Here is a 24,301-nt window from a genome sequence, read left to right as displayed (position 1 = left end):
AATCTCTATTTATTCAGTTAGATGTGCTTTTTAGAAGGAATTTATCGTCAAAAATCCAAGATTTTGTCTACTCTTATTAAAAGACCGAAGCGTTTTGAGATAGAATGAGGTGTTTTACGTGACTTCTTGGAGTAGACAAAAATAAATAATTTTTACAGTATACTAGTATACTTTTTTAAAAGATTAAATCTTACGTTATTCAATCAACTAACTCTAAGGTTTATCCTAATTTTATAATTTCAAGTTATTCATAAAATTGTGAATTTCTATATTTTTAAATAGGGACAAAATAGTAGACGAATCCGAAAAAACAGAAGTTATTTCTATATTTTTAGAATATTCTAAAAAACGAACGTATTTAATAAATACGGCATTAGATTTGGACTAATTTATAAAAAATCCGTTTTGTTATTTCTGCAACCATTCCATAGATAAGCACAATCCCAACCAAAATTCCCAAAAATGAAAGAGGAAGCGGAACCAGGCCGAACCAATCTGCAATAGGAGTATAGGGAATAAATATGGTAAAACAAATCACACAAAGAGTTGTTAAAAAAAGAGACCTACTGGGTTTACTCACAAAAAATACATTTCTGGTTCTAATTACGAGTACGATCAACGAAGCGGAGACGATGGATTCTATAAACCAGCCGGTTCGAAACTGATCTTGATTTACTTTTAAAAACCATTGTAAAACTCCGAATGTAAGATAATCGAAAAATGAACTTACAATTCCAAAAACTACCATAAATTTACGAATTGCGGAAATATCCCAACGTTTCGGCGAAGAAATCATTTCTGAGTCTACACGATCGGTTGCAATCGTCATTTCTGGAAAGTCGGTCAAAAAATTAGTGAGTAAAATTTGTTTAGGCAAAAGAGGTAAAAAAGGAAGAAATATAGAAACTCCTGCCATACTAAACATATTTCCGAAGTTCGCACTTGTCGCCATAAACACGTATTTTAGAGTATTCGCAAATGTACTTCTACCTTCTTTAACTCCATCCACAAGAACGTCTAGATCCTTTTCAAGTAAAACTAGATCGGCAGCGTTTTTTGCAACATCCACTGCCTTTTCTACAGAAATTCCAACATCTGAAGAATGTAGGGCGGAAACATCATTGATTCCATCCCCAATATAACCTACTACATTACCTGCTTTTTTCAGAGCAATTATGATCCTTTCTTTCCCGTTTGGTTCTATTTCTGCAAATATGTTTACTTTATCAACTTGATGGATCAAAGCTTCATTGCTGATTTTTTCAAGTTCATATCCAAAAAGAATATTCGGATTTTCTAATCCAATTTGAGAACATAAACTCATGGCCACAAAACGATTGTCACCTGTAATTACTTTGAGAGTAACGCCTAAATTTTTTAAATTTGTAATTGTTTCTTTGATTTTTGCTTTAGGAGGATCATAAAAAGATAACATTCCTAAAAATACCATATCCTTTTCTTCTAATTTGTCTATTTTGGATTGTTCTCCAATTTCTCTAACTGCTATTCCTAAAACTCTATATCCTTTGGCTCCCAGGGACTCGTATCTTTGTAGGATTTTGTCTTTTACTTTTTCGATTTCAATTTGAGATCCATCTTCAGATTTTGCCGAGTTACAAATTTCTAATACGTTTATAAGGGCTCCTTTGGTTATGATTCTATGTCCGTTTAAATGAGAGACTAAAATACTGAGCCTTTTTCGTTGAAAGTCGTATGGTATTTCGTCTTTTTTTTCAAAACCGGAAAGATTGAAGTTTAAATCCTTTCGAATAGATTGATCGATAGCGTTTACAAATCCAGTTTCAAAAGAAGCGTTTAATAAGGCGTTAAATGCAACCTCTTGACTCTCGTTTCCGTATATGTCCAAAGAAGATTGTAGTTTTACGGTTCCTTCGGTCAAGGTTCCAGTTTTATCAGAACAAATAATATTCATGTTGCCAAAATTTTCTATAGCTGCAAGTCGTTTAACAATTACCTTTCTTTCTGCCATTTTTCTTGCGCCGTGAGAAAGATTGATGCTGATAATTGCAGGAAGAAGTTGAGGAGTTAATCCAACCGCTAAAGCCAAAGAAAATAAAAAAGATTCTAAAACTGGTTTATGAAGAAATACGTTCGCTATAAAAATGGTTATGACTAAAAGAAGAGTAACGTGAAGTAAAAAAAATCCGAACTTACGAACTCCTGCTTCAAATTCAGTTTCCATGGGACGTAATTTTAATCTTTCGGAAATTTTTCCAAATTCGGTTTTTTTTCCAGTTTTGATTACAAGTGCGATCGCTTCCCCACTGACGACATGGGTTCCCATCCAGAGAGAATTGGTTCTCTGAGAAAGAGAAGAATTTTCGGAAATTGTTTCTGTGGATTTTTCTATGGGAAAGGTTTCTCCGGTAAGGGTAGCTTCATTGACAAATAAATCTTTACATTCAAGTAAAATACAATCCGCTGGAATCATATCTCCAGCACTCAATTTTAAAATGTCTCCAGGCACTACTTCTTCCGATGGAATCTCTAGAATGAAAGAATTACGCATCACAGAAACTTGAATCTGTACCATCGCAAGAAGTTTGCGGACTTCGTTTATTGCTCCTTTTTCTTGCCAAAAACCTAATAAACCGCTTAAAAAAACAATTCCTAAAATGATGATAGCGTCTACAGAATCTCGAACAATTACGGATAACCCAGCAGCAAATAACAGAAGTAAAATGATCGGACTTTTAAATTGAGAAAAAAATAAACCAATTGCAGTAGTTTCTTTTTTAGAAGAGAGTTTATTTTCACCAAATTGAAGAAGACGTTTTTTTACTTCTTTTTCTGATAACCCATTTCTATTGGATTTAGTGCGTATAATACATTCGTTAGAAGTTAAGCTCCAAAAATGAGAAAGGTTTTCTTTTTCAATTTCCATAATTTTTTCCAGTAAATAGAGTTTGCCTAACTCAAAAAATGTAAATTTTAATTTAGCGTAACCTTTTAAAAGTATCATTACTACGCCAGTCTTTTTGTCAATCGAACATCTTCACTTTGGATTTTCTGTACTGTTTATTACGCAGAGAGCAAAATTTTTTAAAAATGTCAACTAGTCTATTAGTGTTCTCTAAAACAGTGATCTATTGTTATTTTCCGAAAGAACACGAGAACGATAGTTCAATCGCTTCTTCTTTATGAATAATTTTAAATTAACGTGAGTGAACACGGAAGGGATTGATGCGCAGGAACTCAGTAGAATACTCTCTCAAAACTCAGCGTTTCGCTTCTACGGTCGCTCGACAGATCGCATTCTAAATTGAAATTTACGAAGATAAATCGTATAACGTTTCTATATACAATTTATTACCAAAGCTGAGGACCGACTATTTATGGCATTCGTTCAGTTTTTTTACGTCGAACTTACGTTAAGTTAAAAAAATATTCTAGATTTTTTAAGTAATCTACTATCCTCAACACATGAAAATAATATTATGTTGAATAGAGTTGTTGAAAAATTACATAGTTCAAGATCAACAAAACTGCTTCAATCGACTGTTTTCATAAAACGGAAACTGATGGAGATTCATTTTTTAACAATTCTAATTTGTTTAGAAACTTAAAATTTGAAAAAAGTCAATAATTTTGGGTTAGACGCAATTATTGAGAACTTTGTATCTAGCCCATTTATTTTTAGTATTATTTTTATGTGTTTGAGTATAAGTCGATCCAATTTAAGAATTTTATAAAAATCTTAAACACTCCGCCTATGAATGATTATTTGCGGCGGATCACTTCTTTTTTCAATTCTTCCTTAACGGCGTCCCGAGTGCTGCCGACCTTGTTTTTTAATTCTAAAGAATAATGGATCTGAAATTTGGTCACGACCGGTTTTTCTTCGGAATGTTCCATAGACCAACGTGTTACATCGTTTTGAACGATTTTAGCGAGATCGTTGATTCTGGGAACTCTTGTATTAAAACGAATCGTTTCGAATGCTCCCGTATTTCCGTTCAATACTACGATAATAATTCCATCGTCTATAAAATTGATTTTGTTAAAGCGAGCCAATTCCTCGCTGATCAAAGCGTCACCTCCTTTATCTACTTTTCTTTTAATAAATTTGGAACCTCTCAATTGACGTAACTGATAACCGTCGCTCGAAATATGAACTCTGAAATATTCTAAAGGATCTTTGGAAGGTTTTAAAAAAGAAGCAGGATCTCCCGTATTCAAAGTTACTTCTTGGCCTTCTTCATTCAATACAATTTCGTTTTCCCCTGCTGGATTAGGAACCGATTCGTGTTTTATCGATTCATTATCTGTACTTTTTGTACTGAAACAAGAAAATAACAAAAATAACAATCCGCTTATTCCTAAAAGAAATAATGTATGTTTAAAAATGGATTTTGATTTTATACCCGACATTGATCGTTGATTCTCCAAAACTGATTTCTGATTAAAAAATGAAAACTTATATAAAATTCCAAAGTAGAATGGTTTTTAAAAAAGGAAGCTCTATAAAACCCTAAGACGATGTTCTCAATATCAATCTTCTTAATAAATTCGTAATTTTATGATTGTTATTCAATAAAAAATCCATTTTATAGACGTCGCAAGAAAAATTTTTAGTTGAGAATATCATAATATTTGAATAAATAAAGTAGCCAATCCCAAAAAACAGAAAAAACCGAAAACGTCCGTAAATGTAGTCACAAAAATGGAAGACGCGATTGCCGGATCAATTCCCAAAGCTCGTAAAAACAAAGGAATCGAAGTTCCGATTACCGCGGCGATCATCAAGTTGGCTTGTAACGCCATAAACATAACCATTGAAAGAATAAAATTTCCGGTAAAAAAATAAACGATCAATCCAGCGATAATTCCTACCATAAAACCATTGAGAATTCCTACAAGACCTTCCTTTCGAATCGCGGATTTCCAGTTTCCAGTTGTAAGATCTCCGGTTGCTAGGTTTCGAACGATCAAAGTAATTGATTGTGTTCCTGCATTTCCTCCCATTCCGGCGACGATAGGCATAAGAGAAGCGAGTAACACGTATTTTTCGATCGTTTCTCCGAAAAAAGAAACAACAGAAGCCGCGAGAGAAGCGGTTCCCAAATTGATCATAAGCCAAACCATTCTTCTTCTTGCAGAAGTAAGAACGGAAGAAGATAATTTTTCTTCTTCGGAAACTCCTCCTAAACGAAGAATGTCTTCCGAAGCTTCTTCGTGAACGATGTCTAAAATATCATCCACGGTAATTCTTCCTAAAATTCTTCCTAAATCGTCGAGCACCGCCACAGAAACCAAATCATACTTACGAAAAATTTTAGCGACTTCTTCCTGATCCGTGTCATAGTGAATCGAAGTAAATCCAGTTTTCATCAGACGGTGTACTTTTGTATTGAGAGGAGCGAGGAATAAATTTTTTAGTTTTACGTATCCTTTTAGTACGTTGTTCTCGTCAGTGATATATAAGTGATATATATCATCCGTATCTCTTGCGATTTTTCTAAGTTTGATAATTGCCTTTCGAACCGTATCCGTTTCTACTGCGGAAGCAAACACGGTGTTCATTAATCTTCCGGCGGAGTCTTCTCGAAACGTAAGTTGTTTTCTAACTTGAGAAGAATCTTCTTTGTCGATCGAATTTAAAATTTCTTCTGCCTTGTCTTTTGGAAATTCGGAAATGAGACTGGATAGTTCGTCCGTTTCTAAATTTTCCAGAATAGGAGAAATTTCTTTCATCTGGAAACGAGAGATTAAGTCTGCTTGAAATTCTTCGTCAAACTCTACTAAGATAGAACTCTGTAATTCAGAATCACATCGTTTGAATACATAAAAGGCTTCGTCTTCTTCTAACTTTTCCAGAACTTCCGCTATGTCTGCAGGGTGATTCTGTTTGAGAAAAAAATCTAAAAAAGAGTTTTCTCCGGCTTTGATTTTTTCGGAGAAAAATTCGATCCACTCCTGAGAAGAGGGATTTGCCTTTTCCGAAAATAGTTCGTGTCCCACTCCTCTTTCTTCCATAAACTTCTCTCCAAGAAAAAACGGTTTTTAGTGAACAGGATTGAGAACAGAAGCGATCGATCAATGAATTTCTAAACAAACTTTAAAAAAGGAGTGACCCGATCGTAAAGCGCTCCATCTTAGAAAGAAAGTGATCAAGATGAAGCCATTTCTGAAATTCTATTTTCTCTTCGTTTTAACTTTAAATTCCGTTTCTGCGGACGTATTTTATTATCCTTGGGAATATAACAAAGTGTATAACGAGAAAATCACTTTGGAAATTGAGTTGGATTCCCTGAGAACCAGATATAGAAATGAAACTGAAAATTCCAAAAAAGAACGTCTAGAATTTGACTCTAAAATTCGTTCTTTGGAAGAGTTACTTTCCAGAGAAAAGGAATTTAGAGACAAAGATAACGATCTAAATGTAGAAAAAATTAAAGTTTTAGAAAATCAGATCTCGATTTTAAAAGCAAAAAGTTCTAATAAAGAAAAAGAACTGATCGATGAAAACGAAAGACAATCTAAAAAGTTTAGAGATCTAATCGATAACTTAAAAGAAGATCTCGAGAAAGAAAGAGCAAATTGTCAGAAAAAAACGGAGGCTCTTCAAAAAGAATACGAAAAAAAAATTTCGGATTTAGAAGGTAGGATTCTAATTTTAAACGACGAAATTTCCAAATTGAAACATCTTTCTGAAAATCAGAAAAAAGAATTGGATCGTCTTTCAGACCAAGCAAATGAATTGGAAAGTAAACTTACCGATGAAATCAAAAAAGGACAGATCCGTCTTAAACGATTTCACAACAGACTTGTAATCAATATAGACGATAAGATTTCATTTGATTCTGGTTCTGCGGATTTAAAAAAGCAAATTTTTCCTGCACTGGATAAGATCAAAGAAATTTTAGGAAATTATCCTGGAAATTTAATCATCATAGAAGGACATACAGATAATATTCCGATCCGAACTAAAAAGTTTTCAGATAATTGGCAACTTTCCGGAGAAAGAGCTCTTTCCGTACTTCATTATTTTTTAGAAAGTAAGATTTTAGATCCTAGAAACTTTTCGCTCGCGGGCTATGGTGAATTCCAGCCAATCGTTTCTAACGATACTCCCGAAAACAGAGCGCTCAATCGAAGAGTGGATATAGTGGTTGTTCCACGTTGATGGATGATTTTTTTAAACTTCATCACGTAAAAAGAAGTCAGGAGAAAGGTCTGAAAAGATCCATTCTTCTTGCGATCTTAGTTTCTCTTTCCATCTTTTTTGTAGAGTTGTTTGGAGGATTTCAAAGTGGTAGTATTGCTCTTCTTGCGGATGCGGGACATATCATTACGGATACAATTGCTTTGTCCTTGTCTTTGATTGCTGTATTACTTTCTTCTAAAAAACCAAATCATAAATTTTCATTCGGTTATTATAGAATCGAAATTTTGACTTCTCTTTTGAATTCTATTTTAATTTTTGGAATTTCGTTTTATATTTTTTATGAGAGTATAGAAAGGTTTCAGAATCAGAAAGAGATTTTGAGTTTTCAGATGATTTTTTATAGTTCTTTTGGAATTATTTTTAATCTGATCAGCGCTTGGATTTTATTTCGTTTTAGCGGCGAAAATATAAATATCAAATCCGCTTACGTTCACGTTTTAAGTGATCTTCTGTCCACGGTAGGTGTTTTAGTTGGTTCCGTTTTGATTTATGTTACGAGTTGGAACTGGATCGATCCTTTGATTTCGGTTTTGATTTCGGTTTTGATTTTACGTTCCGCCTGGGGAATTTTTAAGGAAACAATATTTGTTCTTTTGGAATCTTTTCCCAATACATTCGAAATTACTCATATTCTGGAACACGTTCGTAAGGTGGAAGGAGTAAGTCAAATTTTAGATTATCACTTTTGGGCGATTACAAGAGGAATTTATGCTTGTACTTTGAGAGTTTCAATTGTAGATTTAAAATTTGCGGAAGAAATCGTATTTAAATTCAATCAGATTTTGAAATCTTCCTTTGGATTTGATTTTGTTACAGTTCAATGTGAAGTGCCGAATTTAACCGAAAAAATTCAAGATTTGCCTCTTGCGAATTATCAGGAAATGAATCAACATCATCACCATTGAGTTTTCAAGATTTATCCGTAGAATCTGTGATTTGTAAATAGTTCCCACAGTTTGAGAATTTAACAGTGAAACTTCGATTTGTAATAGTTCCCACAGTTTGAGAATTTAACAGTGAAACTTCGATTTGTAATAGTTCCCACAGTTTGAGAATTTAACAGTGAAACTTCGATTTGTAATAGTTCCCACAGTTTGAGAATTTAACAGTGAAACTTCGATTTGTAATAGTTCCCACAGTTTGAGACTATTTTAACGTAAGGCTCTGATTTTTTTCAAAATATTTTTTTGATAAATAGGTGTTTTACCTGGATGGATCGAATAAAAAAGTCCAATATCTGGAAACATATTAGATAATTCTACTCCACTAATAAGGTCTGTAAGCCAAGAATAAATCAAATCCAGAGCTGTTTCATAACCGTAGGGATGAACTTCTTCCATTCTGAAATTTAGATCTTGGTCCTTTTTTCTAGATATTTCAAGAATTTTAGAATATAATAATTGTTGAATATCTAATATTTTTCCAGCGATTCTGGGGTCCACGTCCTTTTTTTCTTTTAAAAGGGTTCTTACAATCAGATCCACGTAACCGCAAAAAAGTGCCGAAGCGGATAACATTTCGGATAAATGGATTTCGGGCGCAAAATTTTGATAGTTTAAAAAAATTAAATTTTTAAGCGGAAGAGATAAATCGTTTCCTTTGAGTCTGCAGTGAGTTGCTTCTTTTGCATATTCCAAATCAAAAATTTCCAAATCAAGACCCTGAGAATCTCGTGGTAAATAAATTACGTCGAAGGTTTCGGAGATAGACTTTGCTACGATCAAAAATCCGCTACAATTTGCCCCATTGGTTAAAAAAGATTTGGATAAACTTAGAATGATTCTTTCGTTTTCAATTTTATAATTGGTAAGTATGTTGGAAATTCTTCCTTTCCATCCAGCTTCACTTACACCCATGGAAATAATGTCCTTTCCTGAACTTACATCATTTAAAAGTTTTCTTCCGATTTCGAGCACTTCTTCTTTTTGAAATATTTTATGGATTGTGTTTTCGTTTAAAAAACCGTCCGATACGAATTTTAAAATTCTTCCCGCGACGTTGGTCTGTGCCATTATCGCGATTCCAAGTCCGATGCCTCTCGGATAAGAACCGAGTTGAAAAATTTTTTGATGAAACGTTTCGAAAGACCCACCTGCAAGGGCATCTAAATATCCTTCTTCTATCAAATAAGGAAAAGAATCTCTGAAAACATTTCGATACTCATTAGGCGGAATAGAAGATAAAAATTCTTTTAAACTCATAATACTCTATCGTTTTTTATTTTGTTTTTCTAATGGCGGTTTCATTTTTGTGTAAAGAAGTTTTTTCATTCTGAGACGTGAATACTTTTTTTAAATATTGCCCAGTATAAGAGTTTTTAATTTTGGTTATGTCTTTTGGAGTCCCTTCCGCAATAACAAGTCCTCCTCCATCTCCTCCCTCTGGTCCCATGTCCACAATCCAATCCGCTTGTTTGATTACGTCTAGATTGTGTTCGATAACGATCATAGAATTTCCACGATCGACTAACGTATGAAGTACTTCTGAAAGATGTCTAACGTCTTCAAAATGAAGTCCAGTAGTGGGTTCATCTAAAATATAGAGAGTTTTTCCGGTTGGTCTTTTAGAAAGTTCAGTTGCTAGTTTGATTCTCTGAGCTTCTCCTCCGGAAAAAGTGGTCGCTGGTTGTCCTAGACGAATATAACCAAGCCCCACTTCCAATAAAGTTTCCAGTTTTCGTTTTACGATCGGAATGTTTTCGAAAAACTGATTTGCGTCTTCTACGGTCATTTCTAACACGTCAAATATATTTTTTCCTTTATAACGAACTTCTAATGTTTCTTGATTGTATCTTTTTCCTTTACAGACTTCACAAGTCACATATACGTCCGGTAAAAAGTGCATTTCAATTTTGAGAATTCCATCTCCTTCGCAGGTTTCACAACGTCCACCGCTTACGTTAAAACTAAATCTACCCGGACCATAACCCCGTAGTTTTGCTTCTTCGAGTCCGGAAAACATTTCTCGAATCGGAGTAAATAAACCTGTATAAGTGGCTGGATTGGAACGAGGAGTTCTTCCGATCGGAGATTGATCTATGTTGATGATTTTGTCTATATTTTCAAATCCCTTGATCGTTTTGTGTTTCCCGGCCAAAGTTTTCATTTTCATTACCTTATGGGCCGCGGCGTTGTATAGAATGTCGTTAATGAGGGTAGATTTTCCGGAACCAGATACACCTGTAATGACGACTAACTTTCCTAAAGGAATGTTAACGTCTATGTTTTTAAGATTATTTTCCTTAGCTCCTATAATTTGCAGTTTGGACCCGTTTCCTTCTCTCAGTTTTGCAGGAACTGGAACTTTTAATCTTCCGGAAAGATATTTTCCAGTAAGAGAATCTTTGTGTTTGGAAACTTCCGCAGGAGTTCCCGCACAAACGATAGAACCTCCGTGAACTCCTGCACCTGGTCCCATGTCTATCAACCAATCTGATTCTTCCATAGTTTCTTGGTCGTGTTCTACGACTAACACTGTGTTGCCTAGGTCTCTTAAATTTTTGAGAGTAGAAACTAATTTGGTATTGTCTCTTTGATGTAGGCCGATAGAAGGTTCGTCTAGGATATATAAAACTCCCATTAACCTTGAACCGATTTGAGTTGCTAACCGAATTCTTTGCGCTTCTCCTCCTGATAAAGAGCCCGCGCTTCTTTCCAGAGTCAGATAACCTACACCAACATCGTTTAAAAAAGAAAGTCTCTGGTGGATTTCCTTTAATATGGGTTTGGCGATGATTTCTTCAGAACCTGTCACTTTGAGATTTTGAACAAAGTTGAGAGCCTTTTCGATTGAATATGATGTAAACTCGTCTACTGTAACGTTATGCACCTTTACCGAAAGACTTTCCCGTTTTAGACGTTTACCTTTACAGGAAGGACAGGGATGATTAGTCATGTAGGATTCGAACCACTGACGCATAGAATCCGATTTCGTTTCTTTATATCTTCTTTGAAGATTTGGAATTACACCTTCGTATTCTTTTGTAAATTCATAATGAGAGTTGGCTCCTCTAAAATCGTATTCAATTTTTATTTTTTTGTCTCCATAAAGAATCGTTTGTCTAGTTTTTTCAGGAAGATCCTTCCAAGGAGTGTTCATTTTGAATTTTAGAGAATCGGATAAGGATTTGAGAGTGGCCATAAACCAAAATCCGTTACTTTTAGAACCCGCCCAAGCTTCGATACAACCATCTACCAAAGAAAGTTCGGGATCATTTACTAAAAGATCTTCATCAAATTCTAATAAACTTCCTAAACCATCGCAAGTTTCGCAAGCTCCATAAGGAGAATTGAATGAAAACATTCTGGGAGAAAGTTCTGTAAAACCAATGTCGTGTCCGTTGGGACATGCCATCTTTTGAGAAAGAACGTGATCTTTAGAACCGTCGTCTAAGATTACAAGTCCTTCTGATTGTTTGAGAGCCGTTTCTACGGAATCGGCAAGTCTACTTCGGATTCCTTCTTTCATTACGATTCTATCAACTACGATTTCGATGGAGGTTTTAAAATTCTTTTTTAATACGATTTCTTCCTCGAGAGTTCTAATTTCACCGTTGATTCTTACCCGATTGAAACCGTCTTTGCGGATCTTTTCGAGTATGTCCTTGTGTTCTCCTTTTTTACCCGAAATCACAGGTGCAAGAATTTGTAATTTGGCTCCTTGTGGAAACGCAAGTACTCGAGCGGTAATCTGGTCAATCGACATAGATTGAATTGGGGTTCTACATTCGGGACAATGTGGTTTTCCTACTCTAGCATATAAAAGACGTAGATAATCGTAGATCTCAGTAACTGTTCCGACAGTGGATCTTGGATTTCTATGAGTGGTTTTTTGTTCGATTGAAATGGCAGGAGAAAGGCCTTCGATCAGGTCCAGATCTGGTTTTTCCATCTGGCCTAAAAATTGTCTCGCATAAGCGGAAAGACTTTCTACATATCTTCTTTGACCTTCCGCGTAAATCGTATCAAAGGCAAGCGAAGACTTACCAGAGCCAGACAAACCTGTAATGACTACGAGTTGATCTCTAGGAATATCTACGTTTATATTTTTAAGATTATGTTCTCTCGCTCCGCGAATCCTAATTTCCTGCAATGAAATACCCTCTTGCTTTTTAGGATTTACAGCGTGATTAAATCTGAAAACTCCTTTCCTAAAAGAAATTCTTCTTTTTCAGGAAGAATCTAGTTTTCAAACTGACAGCATGTTTCGAAATTTCTTACAAATTGTATTCATTCCTTTCCGATTGATTTTCCAACTTGTTCGTTGGATTCGATTTCGATTTTTTTCTGGAGATCATTACTTTTTAGAAATTCCTTCCGAATTTTCAAGTTATCGAAAATCTTTTTTAATGAAACTTCTCTCTTCTAAAGAAGAAGAAGTTTTTTTTACGGATTTTCTATTAGAACTCAAATTACTTTCTCAAGTCCCTAATTTGAAAAAAGTTTCTATACTTATCCAACAACCGGATTACGGATTCGGTGAAACCTTGAGTGTTGCGGAAGGATTACGGATTTTGAAAGAACGAGGGATTGTGTTGGAAGGATTTGCACTAACCGGCGGACTTAAGTCCTTGTTTTTATTAGGAATTTGTAACGAAAGATTTAGTAGCGAATCTTCTGAATTTTTTCCAGTGTTACCTTCTGCCGAATCTTTTTTCTTTGGGAACGCAGGTAAAAAATGGGGAGTCAAAGCAGAAACTTTTCAGAGCGGACCTTATAAATCTTTTGGAGAAACATTTCAAAGAGATAAGTTTTCATCTAAGGCGAGGGAAAATCTAAATTCTCTACTCAAACAAATGACGGATGATTTGGAATCTATATTCAAACGTTATACTGGATTTGCTCTTAAAATTTTTGCTGAACCTTTTCTATCTGCAAAGGTATTACAAGAAAGAAAATTTATTACTGGATTTTTAAATGAAGAAGATTTTAAAGAAAATTTCCTTTATACAAATTATCAAAACGAAAACGAGAATCAAAAATCTTCTTCTAAAGAATTCAGTCTTTCTTCTTTATATCGTTTTTCTAAATTAAAAAACTTTAAACTAATCTCTAAAAAAGAACCCGTCGTGGCCGTTCTTCCTTTAAAGGGAAATATACACCACGATACAGTTGGAAAGGGTGAGGGTAAAACAGACGGTATTTCTTATCATTTGATCAAAGAAGCGCTCAAAGAATTAAAAAAGGAGTCTTCCGTTAAAGCGGTGATTTTGGAAGTAGATTCTCCCGGTGGTTCCGCTTTTGTATCCGAATTATTATATCAAGAAATTCTAAAATTGAAAAAAAAGAAACCTGTATACGCGTATGTACAAAACATTTCTGCAAGCGGAGGATATTATCTTTCTTGTGGAGCTTCTAAGATTTATGCTTCCCCCTATGGGATTGTGGGGAGTATAGGAAGTATATCGATTCGTTTTGATTTAAAAAATCTTTATTCTAAATTAGGAATTACTAAAGACAGAGTAGGATTTTATAAATACAGAGATCTTCTTTCTGAATATGGGCCGATTCATCCAGAATCCAAAAAACTAATGGAACAGGAAATCAAAGAATCGGAAGGACTTTTTTACAAAAGGGTTTCTGATTCTAGAAAAATTCCTATTTCTGATTTAGATAAACGGTTTGGACAGGGAAAGGTTTTTACTTCGAGTCAATTTTTAAAGGAAAGGATGGTTGATTCTATCGCCGACTTTTTAACTTTATTAGAAGATGTTAAACAAGATTTGAAAGTGCAAAAAGTTCAAGTTCGATATTTACCTTCCTTATTTACGTTTCAAAGTTTTCTAAAGTCATTAAAGCCAGGTTTTTTATCTAACTCTTTTAGCAAAGATTTAACTTCTTATATTCCTAATGTTCTAGAATCTGAGAATTCGTTAAAAAAAAAGTTTCAATCCATAGAAGCCCAATCTTTATTGAGTTCCTCATTTTGGAATCAAGGTTGATTGAATCGTTTTTCTAAATTGGAGTTGTTGAAAAATGAATTATCCATCTTTTCTGTTTTATGGAAATAGTCAATGGAAGCAGTTTTGTTAATCTGTGACCTAGCCCCCGAATTAAGGACCAGCTGAAATTGTGAAAATCCTCCTGATGTATAATAAATTTGGAGGAAGCAATGAAGAAGCGATATAGCGAAGAACAAATCCACAAAGTGTTGAAAGAATCAGAGTCAGGGGTCTCGACCCCTGAAATCTGTCGAAAGTATGGAATCAGCGGAAATACATTTTATCGCTGGCGTTCGAAATACGGCGGAATGGAGCTGAGTGAATTAAAGCGAATGAAGTCCTTGGAAGAAGAGAACGGCAAGCTGAAAAAGCTTTACGCAGAATTGGCTTTGGAAAACGAAGCGATCAAGATGTTACTTGAAAAAAAGTGGTAAGCCGGGAACAGAAACAGGAAGCGATCATGTTGATTAAGCCAAAACTTGGCGAACGAAAATCCTGTCGTCTTCTGAAAGAATCTCGAACCGGCTTTCGAAACAGATTCAAATTCTTTGATAAAGATAAGGAACTCAAAGAGCGCATCCGAGAATTGGCATACAAATATAAAAGAGCGGGTTACAGACAAATCCATGATTTTATACGAAAAGAAGAGAGAGTGAATCACAAACGAATCTATCGATTGTATGTAGAATTGGGCTTGAAATACCGAATCAAACAAAGGCGCAAACGATTGCCTTTGCCAACGGTTCCTAAACTTTTACCGGGAGCGTTTGGAGAAAGATGGTCGATGGATTTTATGTCGGACTCGCTTTATTCAGGAAGAAGATTCAGAATCTTGAATATAATCGATGACTATGGTCGTTTAGCAATAGCGACTCAACCGGAGTTCTCAATTCCTTCCGAGAGAGTTGTAAGAATTTTGAATGAAGTAATCGAAGTTTACGGTCTTCCGAAACAAATCGTCGTAGACAACGGTCCTGAATTTACTTCAAGATCTTTTTTGAAATGGGCACAGGAGAAAGGAATCGATATTCATTTTACGACTCCCGGAAAGCCGACTGAAAATGCTTTCATCGAAAGTTTTAACGGTAAGATGCGAAACGAATGTTTGAATGAAAATTGGTTTAAAAATATTGAAGAAGCACAACGCCTTGTCGAAGATTGGAGGAACTTCTACAATTCTGAGAGGCCACATAGTTCTCTCGGGGGACGAACTCCCGAAGTATATTTAAGGTGCTCTGCTTAAGAGGATTTTAACTCATTACACTGGCACTAAAAACGGGGGCATCTCATCTGGACTATAGAATTTTTCAACAACTCTATTGTAAGAGTTCCCACATTTTAGGGTTTTGGAATAGGCTTTTTATGAGTGTTTATTCATAACTTAACAAGTACTCAATTTTTTGCTTTGGGATAAAAGTGTAGATACTCAATTTTATAAAGATGAATATAAGTAATAGTTCCTACATTTTATTTTTTGCAAAAAATTAATTTATATAAAACAGAGTATAGATTTTGAGATGAATTTCTGTTTTAAAAAACAGAAATTTGGCACTTTATTGGTATTATATAGTCTGATAAGAGAAATTCATTTTATTTAGAACTTGTCCCAAAATCGTTCACTGTGAGAACTCTTACAAAATTAAGATGAATCTGAAAATACAATCATTCAGAAGTTATTTCAAATGAAATATAGAATTTTTTAAGAATGTGGGAACTACTACGTTTTGTTCAGAATGGTCAATTTTTTTTCAGATTTTGATTATTAACTATCTCAAAAATATCTTAGAATTCAGCATTTTAAGCAAAGATAAAGTATTTTTTGAGATGGCTTTTTAAAATCCTTTTATTTCGAAACAGCTTTTGAAATACGATTGATTATTACCTCTTTCCATTTTCCTTCTTTTGGAATTTCACACCATGCTTCTGTAATTCTTCTTCGATCGCATTCCACAAAAAAAGAATAGATTTCCTTCATATATTCTTTGTTAGACGAAACTAAAATCTGATAAGCTGAGTCGGATTCAAAATGAAAACCAATTTGAGCAAATTCTTTAGGAATTCCTTTTAAAGAATTTTTGAATGTAACCTTACAATTGGGAGAATAATGTCTGTATTTAAGGCCGGGGCTTATAGGCGTCACATAAGAAGTTTCGTCTAACGATTTCATTTCTTGCAGGTCGGATAAAATTTCTAAAAGATCATTTTTATCTATAAAACCTGGACGAAGTAAAATCGGAGGTTCAGAAGTAAAGTCAATTACTGTTGATTCAATTCCTATCTGAGGTTCTTCTCCCTTTAAAATACAGTCTACTTTTCCGATAAATTCTTCCAAAATATATTCCATTTTTGTTAAGGATGGTTTTCCAGAAAAATTAGCGGAAGGCGCTGCAACCGGAACTTTACAGAATTCTAAAAACTCTAGAGCCGTAGGATTGGAAGGAATTCGAACCGCGACCGAATCTAATCCTGCTGTAAAAAGATTTTGATTTTTCTTTTTAAAAATTCCTGTGATCGGTCCTGGAGAAAATTTTTGGAAAACGAGACTAGCCTTATCATTTATTTCCCCACAATTATTAAGAGAAAAAAAATTTTCTACGTGAAGTATAAGAGGATTGTCGGAAGGTCTGTTTTTTACTTTATAGATCCGTTTACAAGCATCTATGTCAAAAGCAGAAGCCCCGATTCCATAGACCGTTTCCGTAGGAAAGACGACAAGTCCGCCTTTCAGCAAGATCTTTGCCGCCTCCAAAGTAGAATCTGTAATTAAAGTGTTAACCTTGTTTTCCGACAAACTTTTCAGAGTGATCTTGAGAATCTATCTTTGCTTCTTCTGGATTAGTAGGTTCCGTTTTAGGTTGAATCGGTTCTTTTATTTTTTCCACAGGAGGAAGTTTATTAGAAACTAATAATTCTAGATAATCGTTGATTCCGGGATCGTTATCGCTGATCAACTGCCAAAAAGAAAAACCTCCTAAGTCATATTGTCTTAGAAGATTCATCTTGTCTTCAAACGCTTTACGGTTCATATAAAACGCTACACGATCACAACCTTCCGATTTATACCATATACTAGGATCTTCGTAGGTTTTGCCGGTATGAACCCAAGAAAACTTGGAAAGATTGATCCAAGAACTAGAATTCTTAGTGTTTGCAAGAATCTGATCGATGTTAGTCGGTTGTCTATGGATTCCCAACTCTTTTTTACGAACCGCGTCTTGATAATAAACGGATTTAATCTTAGAATTACAATTCAAAGCCCAATCGTAACCATAAGTAGGAATTGCCATATATAATTGTTTAGCTGGAACTCTTGCTTTTGCATATTCAATAATACTTTTGATCCAAGTATTTGGAGCCTGTGGACCCGGACCAGGATTTCTATATTTTCTAGGATGTAATTCGTATGCCATAATTTTAATACGATCTGCATACTTGGCAAGAAAGGCATAATCATGAGTCATAGGCCCTCTCCAATTTTCCGCATAATCCATTTTAATTTTATCTTTTAAACCTTTACAGGCTTTCATTGATTCTTTTTTAGCAGGAGTTTTTGGATGAACCGCAACCGAAAGAATTTTTCCTCGTTTGTGGATTTCCTTGGAAAGAATGATTATAAATTCTTCGAACTTTTCTTTTTTTTCACAGCTCATTCCTTCGTAGTCTATATCGATCCCATCGTAGCCGTATGTGTCCAATTCATAAAGAACATTAGAAAGATGTTTATCTCGAATATCGTTACGCCCGTTCATTCCAATATTTTCGGAAATTTTTTCGTACTTATTTTCCCAACGAAAGATCGTAGGAATGATCTTTACGTTCGGGTTGAGTTTTCTAAGTTCGGCGACTCGTTCGTGTTTTTGAGAACTTCCCCAGCTAGAATAAAGGTCTCCGTTATTGGTTTCACGCCCTTTCATTCCATAAATAAACGGATGGATTTCATTATAGAGATGAACCGTTTTTTTCATTGCTTCGTAATCAGAAAACCAAGTGGAAGCTCTAAACGAAGTATTTTCGTCCGCTTTTGGAAGTAATGTGGCTTCGGGTATTTCCTGGTCGTCTTTACCGAATGAAAAAGAATTAGATTGAGTCGGAGAGAAATTTTCTGTTTCAGATGCGTTTGTAGTTTTTTGATTGGGAAAGAAGTTTCGAATTTCGTCTATGATTCCGATGGAACTGGAGCGAAGGTTTTCGTTGGAAAGAGTGGAATCCCCCTTTTTTAAAAGATGAATCCCTAAAAAAAAGGAAAGTGCGGATAATAAAAACCAACTCAAAGAATAAAGTAAGATTTTGTATTTTGGTTCTGGTTTTATAGAATTTTTGGAAATGGATCGTATGTCTTCTTGTTCGTGTGCCATTGGTTTTATAATTTCATTATCGAATCAAAATCTAAGAAAATAAAGAAGTTTCTTAAATCGATGAACTTGAAACCCACTTCCAAAAATTTATTAAATAAGAGACTGTCAAACGGTTCTTTTTTTACAAGTTGACGAATTCATGTGATAAGGATAAAAAATCGCTTATGCAACTTTCTAAGTCTGTGAAATTATTTATTATCTTAAACGCGTTCTTTTTATCTTTTTTAATTCTGGCAGAAGTAACCGGTTCCAAACTTTTTGTCTCATTTGGTTTTACCCTTACGATGGGAGTTATTCCATTTCCGATAACATTTATAGTAACCGACCTTTTAAACGAATATTTTGGAAGAAAGGGAGTTCGTTTTACTACACTCGTTGGAATGGTTATGATCTTTGTGGCTTATTTTCTTTTGATGTTGGATATGTCTATTCCTGCGGCACCCAATTCTCCTGTGGATGATCATTCTTTTAACGTAGTTTTTGGAAATTCGGGAAAGGTAATCGTAGGTTCAATCGTGGCGTATTTAATCGGTCAATTGATTGATATTCAGATCTTTCATTTTTTACGTGTAAAAACGGATAATAAATATATTTGGTTACGCGCCACAGGTTCTACAATCGTTTCTCAACTTGTAGATTCTTTTGTAGTGATCTATATCGCCCTCGGAGGAGGCAAACTCAGCATTCAAGAGTTGAATCAAATTTCCACCAACAATTTTCTTTATAAATGTGGAGTGGCGATTGCAATTACTCCTCTGATTTATGGTGCTCATAGTCTGATCGATTGGTATTTAGGAAAAGAAGCGGAAGGTATGGTTCAGTTTGCAATGAAAGAAGGAAAATCCAACACGGAGCCAATTTCTCCGGGATGAGAAATTTTTAGAAAAATACGGTTTAAACTCCAAAAACTATCGACGACCTCTAGATTGAGTTTTACAAATATGTGGGAACTACTTCACTTTTATGATTAACAACTCAAGTTGTTCCAAAAATTTTATAATCTCACAAAAAGTAAGAGCTTCCATAAATTAAGTCACATTACAAATTTTTAAACATTTACTTTTTGTATGAATTCCCGCGTTTTAGGAACTGATCCATAAAGTTTAGATCCCAACTTTTTTCAGAAAAATGAATTCCTTACGTCGAACTCACGTTAAAAAAATAAAAAATCGTTCTATTTAGAAAAATCAAGATCAACTTATTGGTTAAAAATAAAGATGCAAAAAAAGATTTTTTTAATCATTCTCAGTTTTACATTTTGTTTTAAACCCCAGATGACATTTGAATCCGTACAAAAAGGAAAGGATCTAGAAAAAATTTCCGAAATTTCTATCGATGAATTTTTTCAACTTTGGATTCGAAATCGAAAAAAACTAAAGTTTCAGACGAATGTACGTTCTCTATTTGAAGACGTGGAGTATGTTTATTTTGGAAAAACAGACATTTACGGATATACTTGGAAAAATCGTTTTTTTAAAATTAAAAAAGATCTTTTACAAACTGAATTTCCGAATTATCAAACCTTTTTTGCTGAAGACTTAGAAAAATATTATTTCTCTCACGTATTGTCTAAAAATGATTCCGATTATTTAAATGGATTAGAAAGTAAAGACCAAAAAGAATGTGGACCAGAATATACTTATTCTATTATCCATCAAAAAGTGATGCTACAAGTACATTGGAAAATAGATTCAAGTTGTCCTAAATTGTCCGTTTTTCAAGGAAGAATAGATAAAATCCATTATGACTTAAACAGCGGAAAAATTTCTGAATAAAATTTGAAGATCACTACGTTTTATCAAAGTGTATTCCAAAAGATTAAATGAGTTGGGTAATTAAAATGTCTAGTTTCTGTTGACGCTCGAGAAACTAAAGCGTCTGCTTCTATGATCGCTCGACGGACCTTAAACTTTTTTGTAGTATATGGTTATTTTTAAATGGCATTTAAATTTTTAAAAAAAATTTAGGTTGTATTATTGAAATTGCTTATTTTCAAAAGAAGGGCGTAATCTTTGAACAGAAATGTTATCATTCTCTTATCAATAAAAAGTTAATGTTTAAGTCGTTTTGGAACTTGAAATTGAACTGTAATTGCCTAATTTTTAAGAAAGAGTTAGATTTAGTATCTAAGAAAAATCAGAAAATAAGCGAATGTATTTTGAAACACGTCCTAAATAAAAGTAGTTTAAAATGTAGATCTTGTTACAATTAAAATATTCAATAAAATTAATATAGTAGTTTTTAAAAATATGAAAAAAGGAATTTTCTCAATTTTGTTTCTAATTTCCTGTAGTATGAAGCCAAACATATCTTCTGAAACGGTTCAAAAAGGAAAGAATTTAGAAAAAATACCTCTCGTTTCTATCGATGAATTTTTTCAACTTTGGTTACAAAATCAAAAATATCCAAAAATGGCGGGAATCAATTTTGAAAAACTTTTTGAAGATAAAGAGTTTCAATACTTTGGAAAAAAAGAATGGAATCGTTTTATCCCCGTATCGAAGTCGCGTTTTTTCAAAATTCAAAAAGAAATTTTAAACAAAGAATTTCCAAACTATGAATCTGTTTTTAAACAAGAACTTAACGGTCATTTTCAAAATCAAATTCTTTCAAATTTACCAGATTGGAAGTTTTACTTGGATATAAAAACAAAACGAGTAGATAAAGAAAATTGCATAGATCCTTATCAGTATTCTTATACTCTTGTGGAAAATAAAATCATACTTACTATGAAATGGAATGTGGAAAATTGTGAAGAATTGATTTCTTTCAAAAATAAAACCTATCAATTGGTATACGATCTTAGAAAGAAAAAATTTGAAGAATAATTTTGTTCTAATCGATTTTATCCGTTCAAAAAAAACTTTTAAATTTTTTACGAGAGTTTGTTTAAAATAACGTGAGTTCGACGTAAGAAAATTGGGGCGAATAATAAACTCAATGCAACGACTCCCTGAACGCCGACCCATAGGAAAGCGTTTTAGGCTCAAAAACACACATTTTTCAAGTGTTCCGACAAGAATGAGTCTTGTTACTTGCAAAAAGTATGTTTTTCTGATAGAGAAAAGTCTTCCAAACTTCTCCACCTCCGCCCCCACCCAAAAATAAGGGTGGGAACTCAGTTTTACAGAGGATTTGTCGTAATTCCCACAGATTTAATATTGAGATCCAAATACTTGTGGGGTTGGTTATGGCTCTCTATGAATCGCAGCATAATAATCGCTTTCGCATTTGTTATGCCGAACTCACGTTAAAATAAAAATTAGAGTTGTTGAAAAATTCTATAGTTCAGATCAACAAAGCTGCTTCAATAGACCGTTTACATAAAACAGATTGAGAATTCATTGTTTGACAACTCTATTCTATTTTTGTCAAAATCTAATCTTGAGATTATTATAAAATTAAAATATAATATCTTTTTTATAAAACAGATTTTTATTAAATTTACGATCATTTTTAACGCGAAAGGGATCTAGGTATGAACTAAAGCACAACGCTCTCTATGAATCTCGTTGTGGAGTCAAGTTATTGAAATTACAAAAATTAAATATAACACTATAAAACACAATAACTTGACTGGAGCTAAGAGCCCGGTCTTCCTCAGCGATCGATCAAAAAACTAAATCCGCTGAGGAAGATTCGCCCTAATGTTTTTTTGGCATCCTCGTATCTTTTTGATTTGTGAGTGGTTTTACGAAATTCTGGATTTGTAGGGAAAGTAGTTTTTAAAATGTGAATCGGATACTTTTCTTATAAAAAATAAAAACTATAAATTTTTAAAATGGTAGTTTCCAAAACGGGACAACTTGTCTTTAAGAAAAGTAAAACCAAATTCTATTTTTCCAAGGATCTAAAACGGAAACATATCTTGAATCTTGAACTTCCATTATAAACCCTCTAGAAAACAGAATGGTTTTGAAATCGTCCCACTCTTCTTTGTCTATCCGAAATGTCAAAGTTCCTGGGCTAACCGGGCAATTTTTAGATTCTTTACTAAAGATTAAAATTCCTTTTTTGTTCGAACAAAGAAGTTCAGAGTGTGTTCCTGAATTGACTACGATCTTGAATCCGAAAAGTTCAGAATAAAGATTTGCGGATACGGTGCAATCTGTAGATTGAAAGTTAGACGCGTAGAATTGAATCATTTTTTTATAAATAGTATAAGAATAAAAAAGAAATCGTCATTTTTCAATCGATTATTTTTGTTTCAAAAGAATGTCTGTTTAATTGATTGTCTAAAGAATAAAACCCAAAAAACTGGAAGCAGAATTTTTTGCGAGAAGATATGACAATGGATCAAAAAGACTACGTTCGTATATTTGATACAACTCTCCGAGACGGTGAACAATGTCCTGGGGCTGCGATGACCGAAAACGAAAAGTTAGAAATCGCTTCCCAGCTCGCATCTATGAAAGTGGATATTATCGAAGCCGGATTTCCAGTTTCTTCTCCAGTTCAATTTCAAGCCGTAGAAAGAATTGCAAGAGAAACCGAAGGACCAACGATTGCTGCTCTTGCTCGGGCAATGAAAGCGGATATAGAAGCCGCATCTAAAGCACTTCAACCCGCAAAAAAAAGAAGAATTCATACATTCATTGCATCTTCTCCGATTCATATGAAATACAAACTCGGAAAGGAACCGAAAGAGGTTTTAAAAATGGCTGTAGAAGCAGTGACACTTTGCAGACAATTTGTAGACGACGTAGAATTTTCACCCGAAGACGCAACTAGAAGTGAACCAGAATTTTTAAGAGAACTTTGTGAAGCAGTTATAGCCGCAGGAGCTACCACAATTAACATTCCAGATACGGTTGGTTATACTACTCCCGCAGAATACGGAGGTCTTTTTAAATTTCTACTTACCAACGTAAGAGGAGCCGAAAAAATTATATTCTCCGCTCATTGCCATAACGATTTAGGACTTGCCACCGCCAATTCCTTAGCTGCGGTTCAAAACGGTGCTCGACAAATTGAATGTACTATCAATGGAATTGGAGAAAGAGCAGGTAATACCGCTATGGAAGAAGTTGTCATGGCGATACGTACTAGAAAAGATACATTTGGAATTCAAACCCAAATTAAAACTGAAGAAATTGCTCGCGCCTCTTATCTTGTAAAAACGATTACCGGAATGCTCGTTCAACCGAATAAAGCCATCGTAGGAGCAAACGCGTTTGCACATGAATCTGGAATTCATCAAGATGGAGTCATCAAACATAGAGAAACCTACGAGATTATGAAACCGGAAACTGTAGGTCTTTCTTCTAATAGAATGGTTTTAGGAAGACACAGTGGTCGCGCGGGTTTTAAAGATAGAATTGTAAAATTAGGTTTTTCTCCTCAAGCAGAAGAATTAGAAGCAGCCTATCAAAGATTTTTAGAAATTGCAGATAGAAAAAAAGAAATCTACGACGAAGATATTCGAGCTCTTTTTTCCGAAGAAACTAGAAAATCTACTGAAGATCGATTTCAGTTGGAAGGTTTTACGGTTTCGACCGGAACCAAAAGTACTCCTACTGCGGGTGTTAGAATTTCAATCGACGGTCACGTAAGAGAGGAATCTGCAACTGGAGATGGTCCCGTAGACTCAATTTATAAAGCGATTCAAAAAGCGACTGGAATGGATCCAGAAGTTTCCAGACTCGTAATTTCTCCGGTTACCGAAGGTCAAGATGCAATGGCCGAAGCCTCTGTAACCTTAGAATATAAAGGAGAACGTGTCGTTGGAAAAGGAAGTTCCACGGATATTATAGAAGCATGTTCGAGGGCTTATATTTCTGCCCTCAATCGACTTTGACTTTTTAGAATATTTTTAAA

At 34.4% G+C, this 24,301-nt stretch carries 16 protein-coding genes; 8 read left to right on the top strand and 8 right to left on the bottom strand.

Annotation, left to right across the window (positions count from 1 at the left end; genetic code table 11):
• Nucleotides 1-373: 373 nt before the first annotated feature.
• From mgtA to mgtE, 3 genes are all read right to left on the bottom strand, one after another.
• Nucleotides 374-2,905, bottom strand: coding sequence for a magnesium-translocating P-type ATPase (gene mgtA, locus LEP1GSC059_RS20145; RefSeq protein ID WP_036057990.1), 2,532 nt, complete (start codon nt 2,903-2,905; stop codon nt 374-376).
• Nucleotides 2,906-3,741: 836 nt separating this feature from the next.
• Complete coding sequence (locus tag LEP1GSC059_RS20140) at nt 3,742-4,392, bottom strand: LA_2219 family laminin/E-cadherin/plasminogen-binding protein (RefSeq protein WP_017214938.1); 651 nt, start codon at nt 4,390-4,392, stop codon at nt 3,742-3,744.
• A gap of 213 nt (nt 4,393-4,605) precedes the next feature.
• Nucleotides 4,606-5,997, bottom strand: a complete 1,392-nt coding sequence (gene mgtE / locus LEP1GSC059_RS20135) for a magnesium transporter (protein WP_002176549.1) — start codon at nt 5,995-5,997, stop codon at nt 4,606-4,608.
• 139 nt (nt 5,998-6,136) lie between these two features.
• Between mgtE and LEP1GSC059_RS20130 the strand changes: the two genes are divergently transcribed.
• Entirely contained in the window at nt 6,137-7,147 is a 1,011-nt protein-coding gene (locus LEP1GSC059_RS20130; RefSeq protein ID WP_004436707.1) for an OmpA family protein, read from the top strand.
• On the top strand, nt 7,147-8,094 hold the full coding sequence (locus LEP1GSC059_RS20125; protein WP_017214937.1) for a cation diffusion facilitator family transporter: 948 nt from the start codon (nt 7,147-7,149) through the stop codon (nt 8,092-8,094). The genes LEP1GSC059_RS20130 and LEP1GSC059_RS20125 overlap by 1 nt, the downstream gene beginning before the upstream one ends.
• Nucleotides 8,095-8,340: 246 nt before the next feature.
• Here the strand turns inward: LEP1GSC059_RS20125 and LEP1GSC059_RS20120 are convergent, their stop codons facing one another.
• On the bottom strand, nt 8,341-9,390 hold the full coding sequence (locus tag LEP1GSC059_RS20120; protein ID WP_017214936.1) for an acyl-CoA dehydrogenase family protein: 1,050 nt from the start codon (nt 9,388-9,390) through the stop codon (nt 8,341-8,343).
• A gap of 16 nt (nt 9,391-9,406) precedes the next feature.
• Nucleotides 9,407-12,280: an excinuclease ABC subunit UvrA gene (gene uvrA, locus LEP1GSC059_RS20115; protein ID WP_017214935.1), complete on the bottom strand. Its 2,874-nt coding sequence runs from the start codon at nt 12,278-12,280 to the stop codon at nt 9,407-9,409.
• 109 nt (nt 12,281-12,389) lie between these two features.
• Here uvrA and sppA point away from each other — a divergent pair, with 109 nt between their 5' ends.
• Complete coding sequence (sppA, locus tag LEP1GSC059_RS20110) at nt 12,390-14,129, top strand: signal peptide peptidase SppA (protein WP_020981146.1); 1,740 nt, start codon at nt 12,390-12,392, stop codon at nt 14,127-14,129.
• A 170-nt stretch (nt 14,130-14,299) separates the two neighbouring features.
• Nucleotides 14,300-15,372 (top strand): IS3 family transposase gene (locus tag LEP1GSC059_RS20100; RefSeq protein ID WP_420323986.1). Its coding sequence is split into 2 segments (ribosomal slippage): nt 14,300-14,549 and nt 14,549-15,372, totalling 1,074 coding nucleotides; the frame shifts between segments, so codons are not numbered across the junction.
• Nucleotides 15,373-15,972: 600 nt separating this feature from the next.
• Here LEP1GSC059_RS20100 and LEP1GSC059_RS20095 read toward each other — a convergent pair.
• The gene (locus LEP1GSC059_RS20095) at nt 15,973-16,920 is read right to left on the bottom strand and encodes an L-threonylcarbamoyladenylate synthase (protein ID WP_017214932.1); all 948 of its coding nucleotides are present in this window, start codon (nt 16,918-16,920) and stop codon (nt 15,973-15,975) included.
• Nucleotides 16,901-18,484, bottom strand: a complete 1,584-nt coding sequence (locus tag LEP1GSC059_RS20090) for a glycosyl hydrolase family 18 protein (RefSeq protein WP_002176580.1) — start codon at nt 18,482-18,484, stop codon at nt 16,901-16,903. Before LEP1GSC059_RS20090 ends, LEP1GSC059_RS20095 begins: the two co-directional genes overlap by 20 nt.
• Nucleotides 18,485-18,648: 164 nt before the next feature.
• On the opposite strand from LEP1GSC059_RS20090, the gene LEP1GSC059_RS20085 reads away from it, so the two are divergent.
• The 3 genes from LEP1GSC059_RS20085 to LEP1GSC059_RS20075 all read left to right on the top strand — a co-directional run bounded on the left by LEP1GSC059_RS20085 (nt 18,649) and on the right by LEP1GSC059_RS20075 (nt 21,312).
• Nucleotides 18,649-19,356, top strand: a complete 708-nt coding sequence (locus tag LEP1GSC059_RS20085) for a queuosine precursor transporter (protein ID WP_002176505.1) — start codon at nt 18,649-18,651, stop codon at nt 19,354-19,356.
• Nucleotides 19,357-19,701: 345 nt separating this feature from the next.
• On the top strand, nt 19,702-20,259 hold the full coding sequence (locus tag LEP1GSC059_RS20080; protein WP_020981318.1) for a hypothetical protein: 558 nt from the start codon (nt 19,702-19,704) through the stop codon (nt 20,257-20,259).
• Between the two features lie 474 nt (nt 20,260-20,733).
• The gene (locus LEP1GSC059_RS20075; RefSeq protein WP_002176587.1) at nt 20,734-21,312 is read left to right on the top strand and encodes a hypothetical protein; all 579 of its coding nucleotides are present in this window, start codon (nt 20,734-20,736) and stop codon (nt 21,310-21,312) included.
• 984 nt (nt 21,313-22,296) lie between these two features.
• Here LEP1GSC059_RS20075 and LEP1GSC059_RS20070 read toward each other — a convergent pair.
• Nucleotides 22,297-22,629: a hypothetical protein gene (locus tag LEP1GSC059_RS20070; protein WP_017214931.1), complete on the bottom strand. Its 333-nt coding sequence runs from the start codon at nt 22,627-22,629 to the stop codon at nt 22,297-22,299.
• A 140-nt stretch (nt 22,630-22,769) separates the two neighbouring features.
• Here LEP1GSC059_RS20070 and LEP1GSC059_RS20065 point away from each other — a divergent pair, with 140 nt between their 5' ends.
• Complete coding sequence (locus tag LEP1GSC059_RS20065) at nt 22,770-24,281, top strand: 2-isopropylmalate synthase (RefSeq protein WP_036025320.1); 1,512 nt, start codon at nt 22,770-22,772, stop codon at nt 24,279-24,281.
• The last annotated feature ends 20 nt before the right edge of the window (nt 24,282-24,301 follow it).

The organism is Leptospira noguchii serovar Panama str. CZ214, from assembly GCF_000306255.2.
Classification (GTDB): Bacteria; Spirochaetota; Leptospiria; order Leptospirales; family Leptospiraceae; genus Leptospira; species Leptospira noguchii.
This window is presented reverse-complemented; position numbering and strand designations above follow the sequence as displayed.

Coding starts and splice junctions, on each gene's coding strand:
- LEP1GSC059_RS20075 (WP_002176587.1), top strand. CDS start 20,734: ATGAAAAAAGGAATTTTCTCAATTTTGTTTCTAATTTCCTGTAGTATG.
- LEP1GSC059_RS20065 (WP_036025320.1), top strand. CDS start 22,770: ATGACAATGGATCAAAAAGACTACGTTCGTATATTTGATACAACTCTC.
- sppA (WP_020981146.1), top strand. CDS start 12,390: ATGTTTCGAAATTTCTTACAAATTGTATTCATTCCTTTCCGATTGATT.
- mgtE (WP_002176549.1), bottom strand. CDS start 5,997: ATGGAAGAAAGAGGAGTGGGACACGAACTATTTTCGGAAAAGGCAAAT.
- LEP1GSC059_RS20085 (WP_002176505.1), top strand. CDS start 18,649: ATGCAACTTTCTAAGTCTGTGAAATTATTTATTATCTTAAACGCGTTC.
- LEP1GSC059_RS20140 (WP_017214938.1), bottom strand. CDS start 4,392: ATGTCGGGTATAAAATCAAAATCCATTTTTAAACATACATTATTTCTT.
- LEP1GSC059_RS20125 (WP_017214937.1), top strand. CDS start 7,147: ATGGATGATTTTTTTAAACTTCATCACGTAAAAAGAAGTCAGGAGAAA.
- LEP1GSC059_RS20080 (WP_020981318.1), top strand. CDS start 19,702: ATGCAAAAAAAGATTTTTTTAATCATTCTCAGTTTTACATTTTGTTTT.
- LEP1GSC059_RS20070 (WP_017214931.1), bottom strand. CDS start 22,629: ATGATTCAATTCTACGCGTCTAACTTTCAATCTACAGATTGCACCGTA.
- LEP1GSC059_RS20120 (WP_017214936.1), bottom strand. CDS start 9,390: ATGAGTTTAAAAGAATTTTTATCTTCTATTCCGCCTAATGAGTATCGA.
- mgtA (WP_036057990.1), bottom strand. CDS start 2,905: ATGGAAATTGAAAAAGAAAACCTTTCTCATTTTTGGAGCTTAACTTCT.
- LEP1GSC059_RS20130 (WP_004436707.1), top strand. CDS start 6,137: ATGAAGCCATTTCTGAAATTCTATTTTCTCTTCGTTTTAACTTTAAAT.
- LEP1GSC059_RS20090 (WP_002176580.1), bottom strand. CDS start 18,484: ATGGCACACGAACAAGAAGACATACGATCCATTTCCAAAAATTCTATA.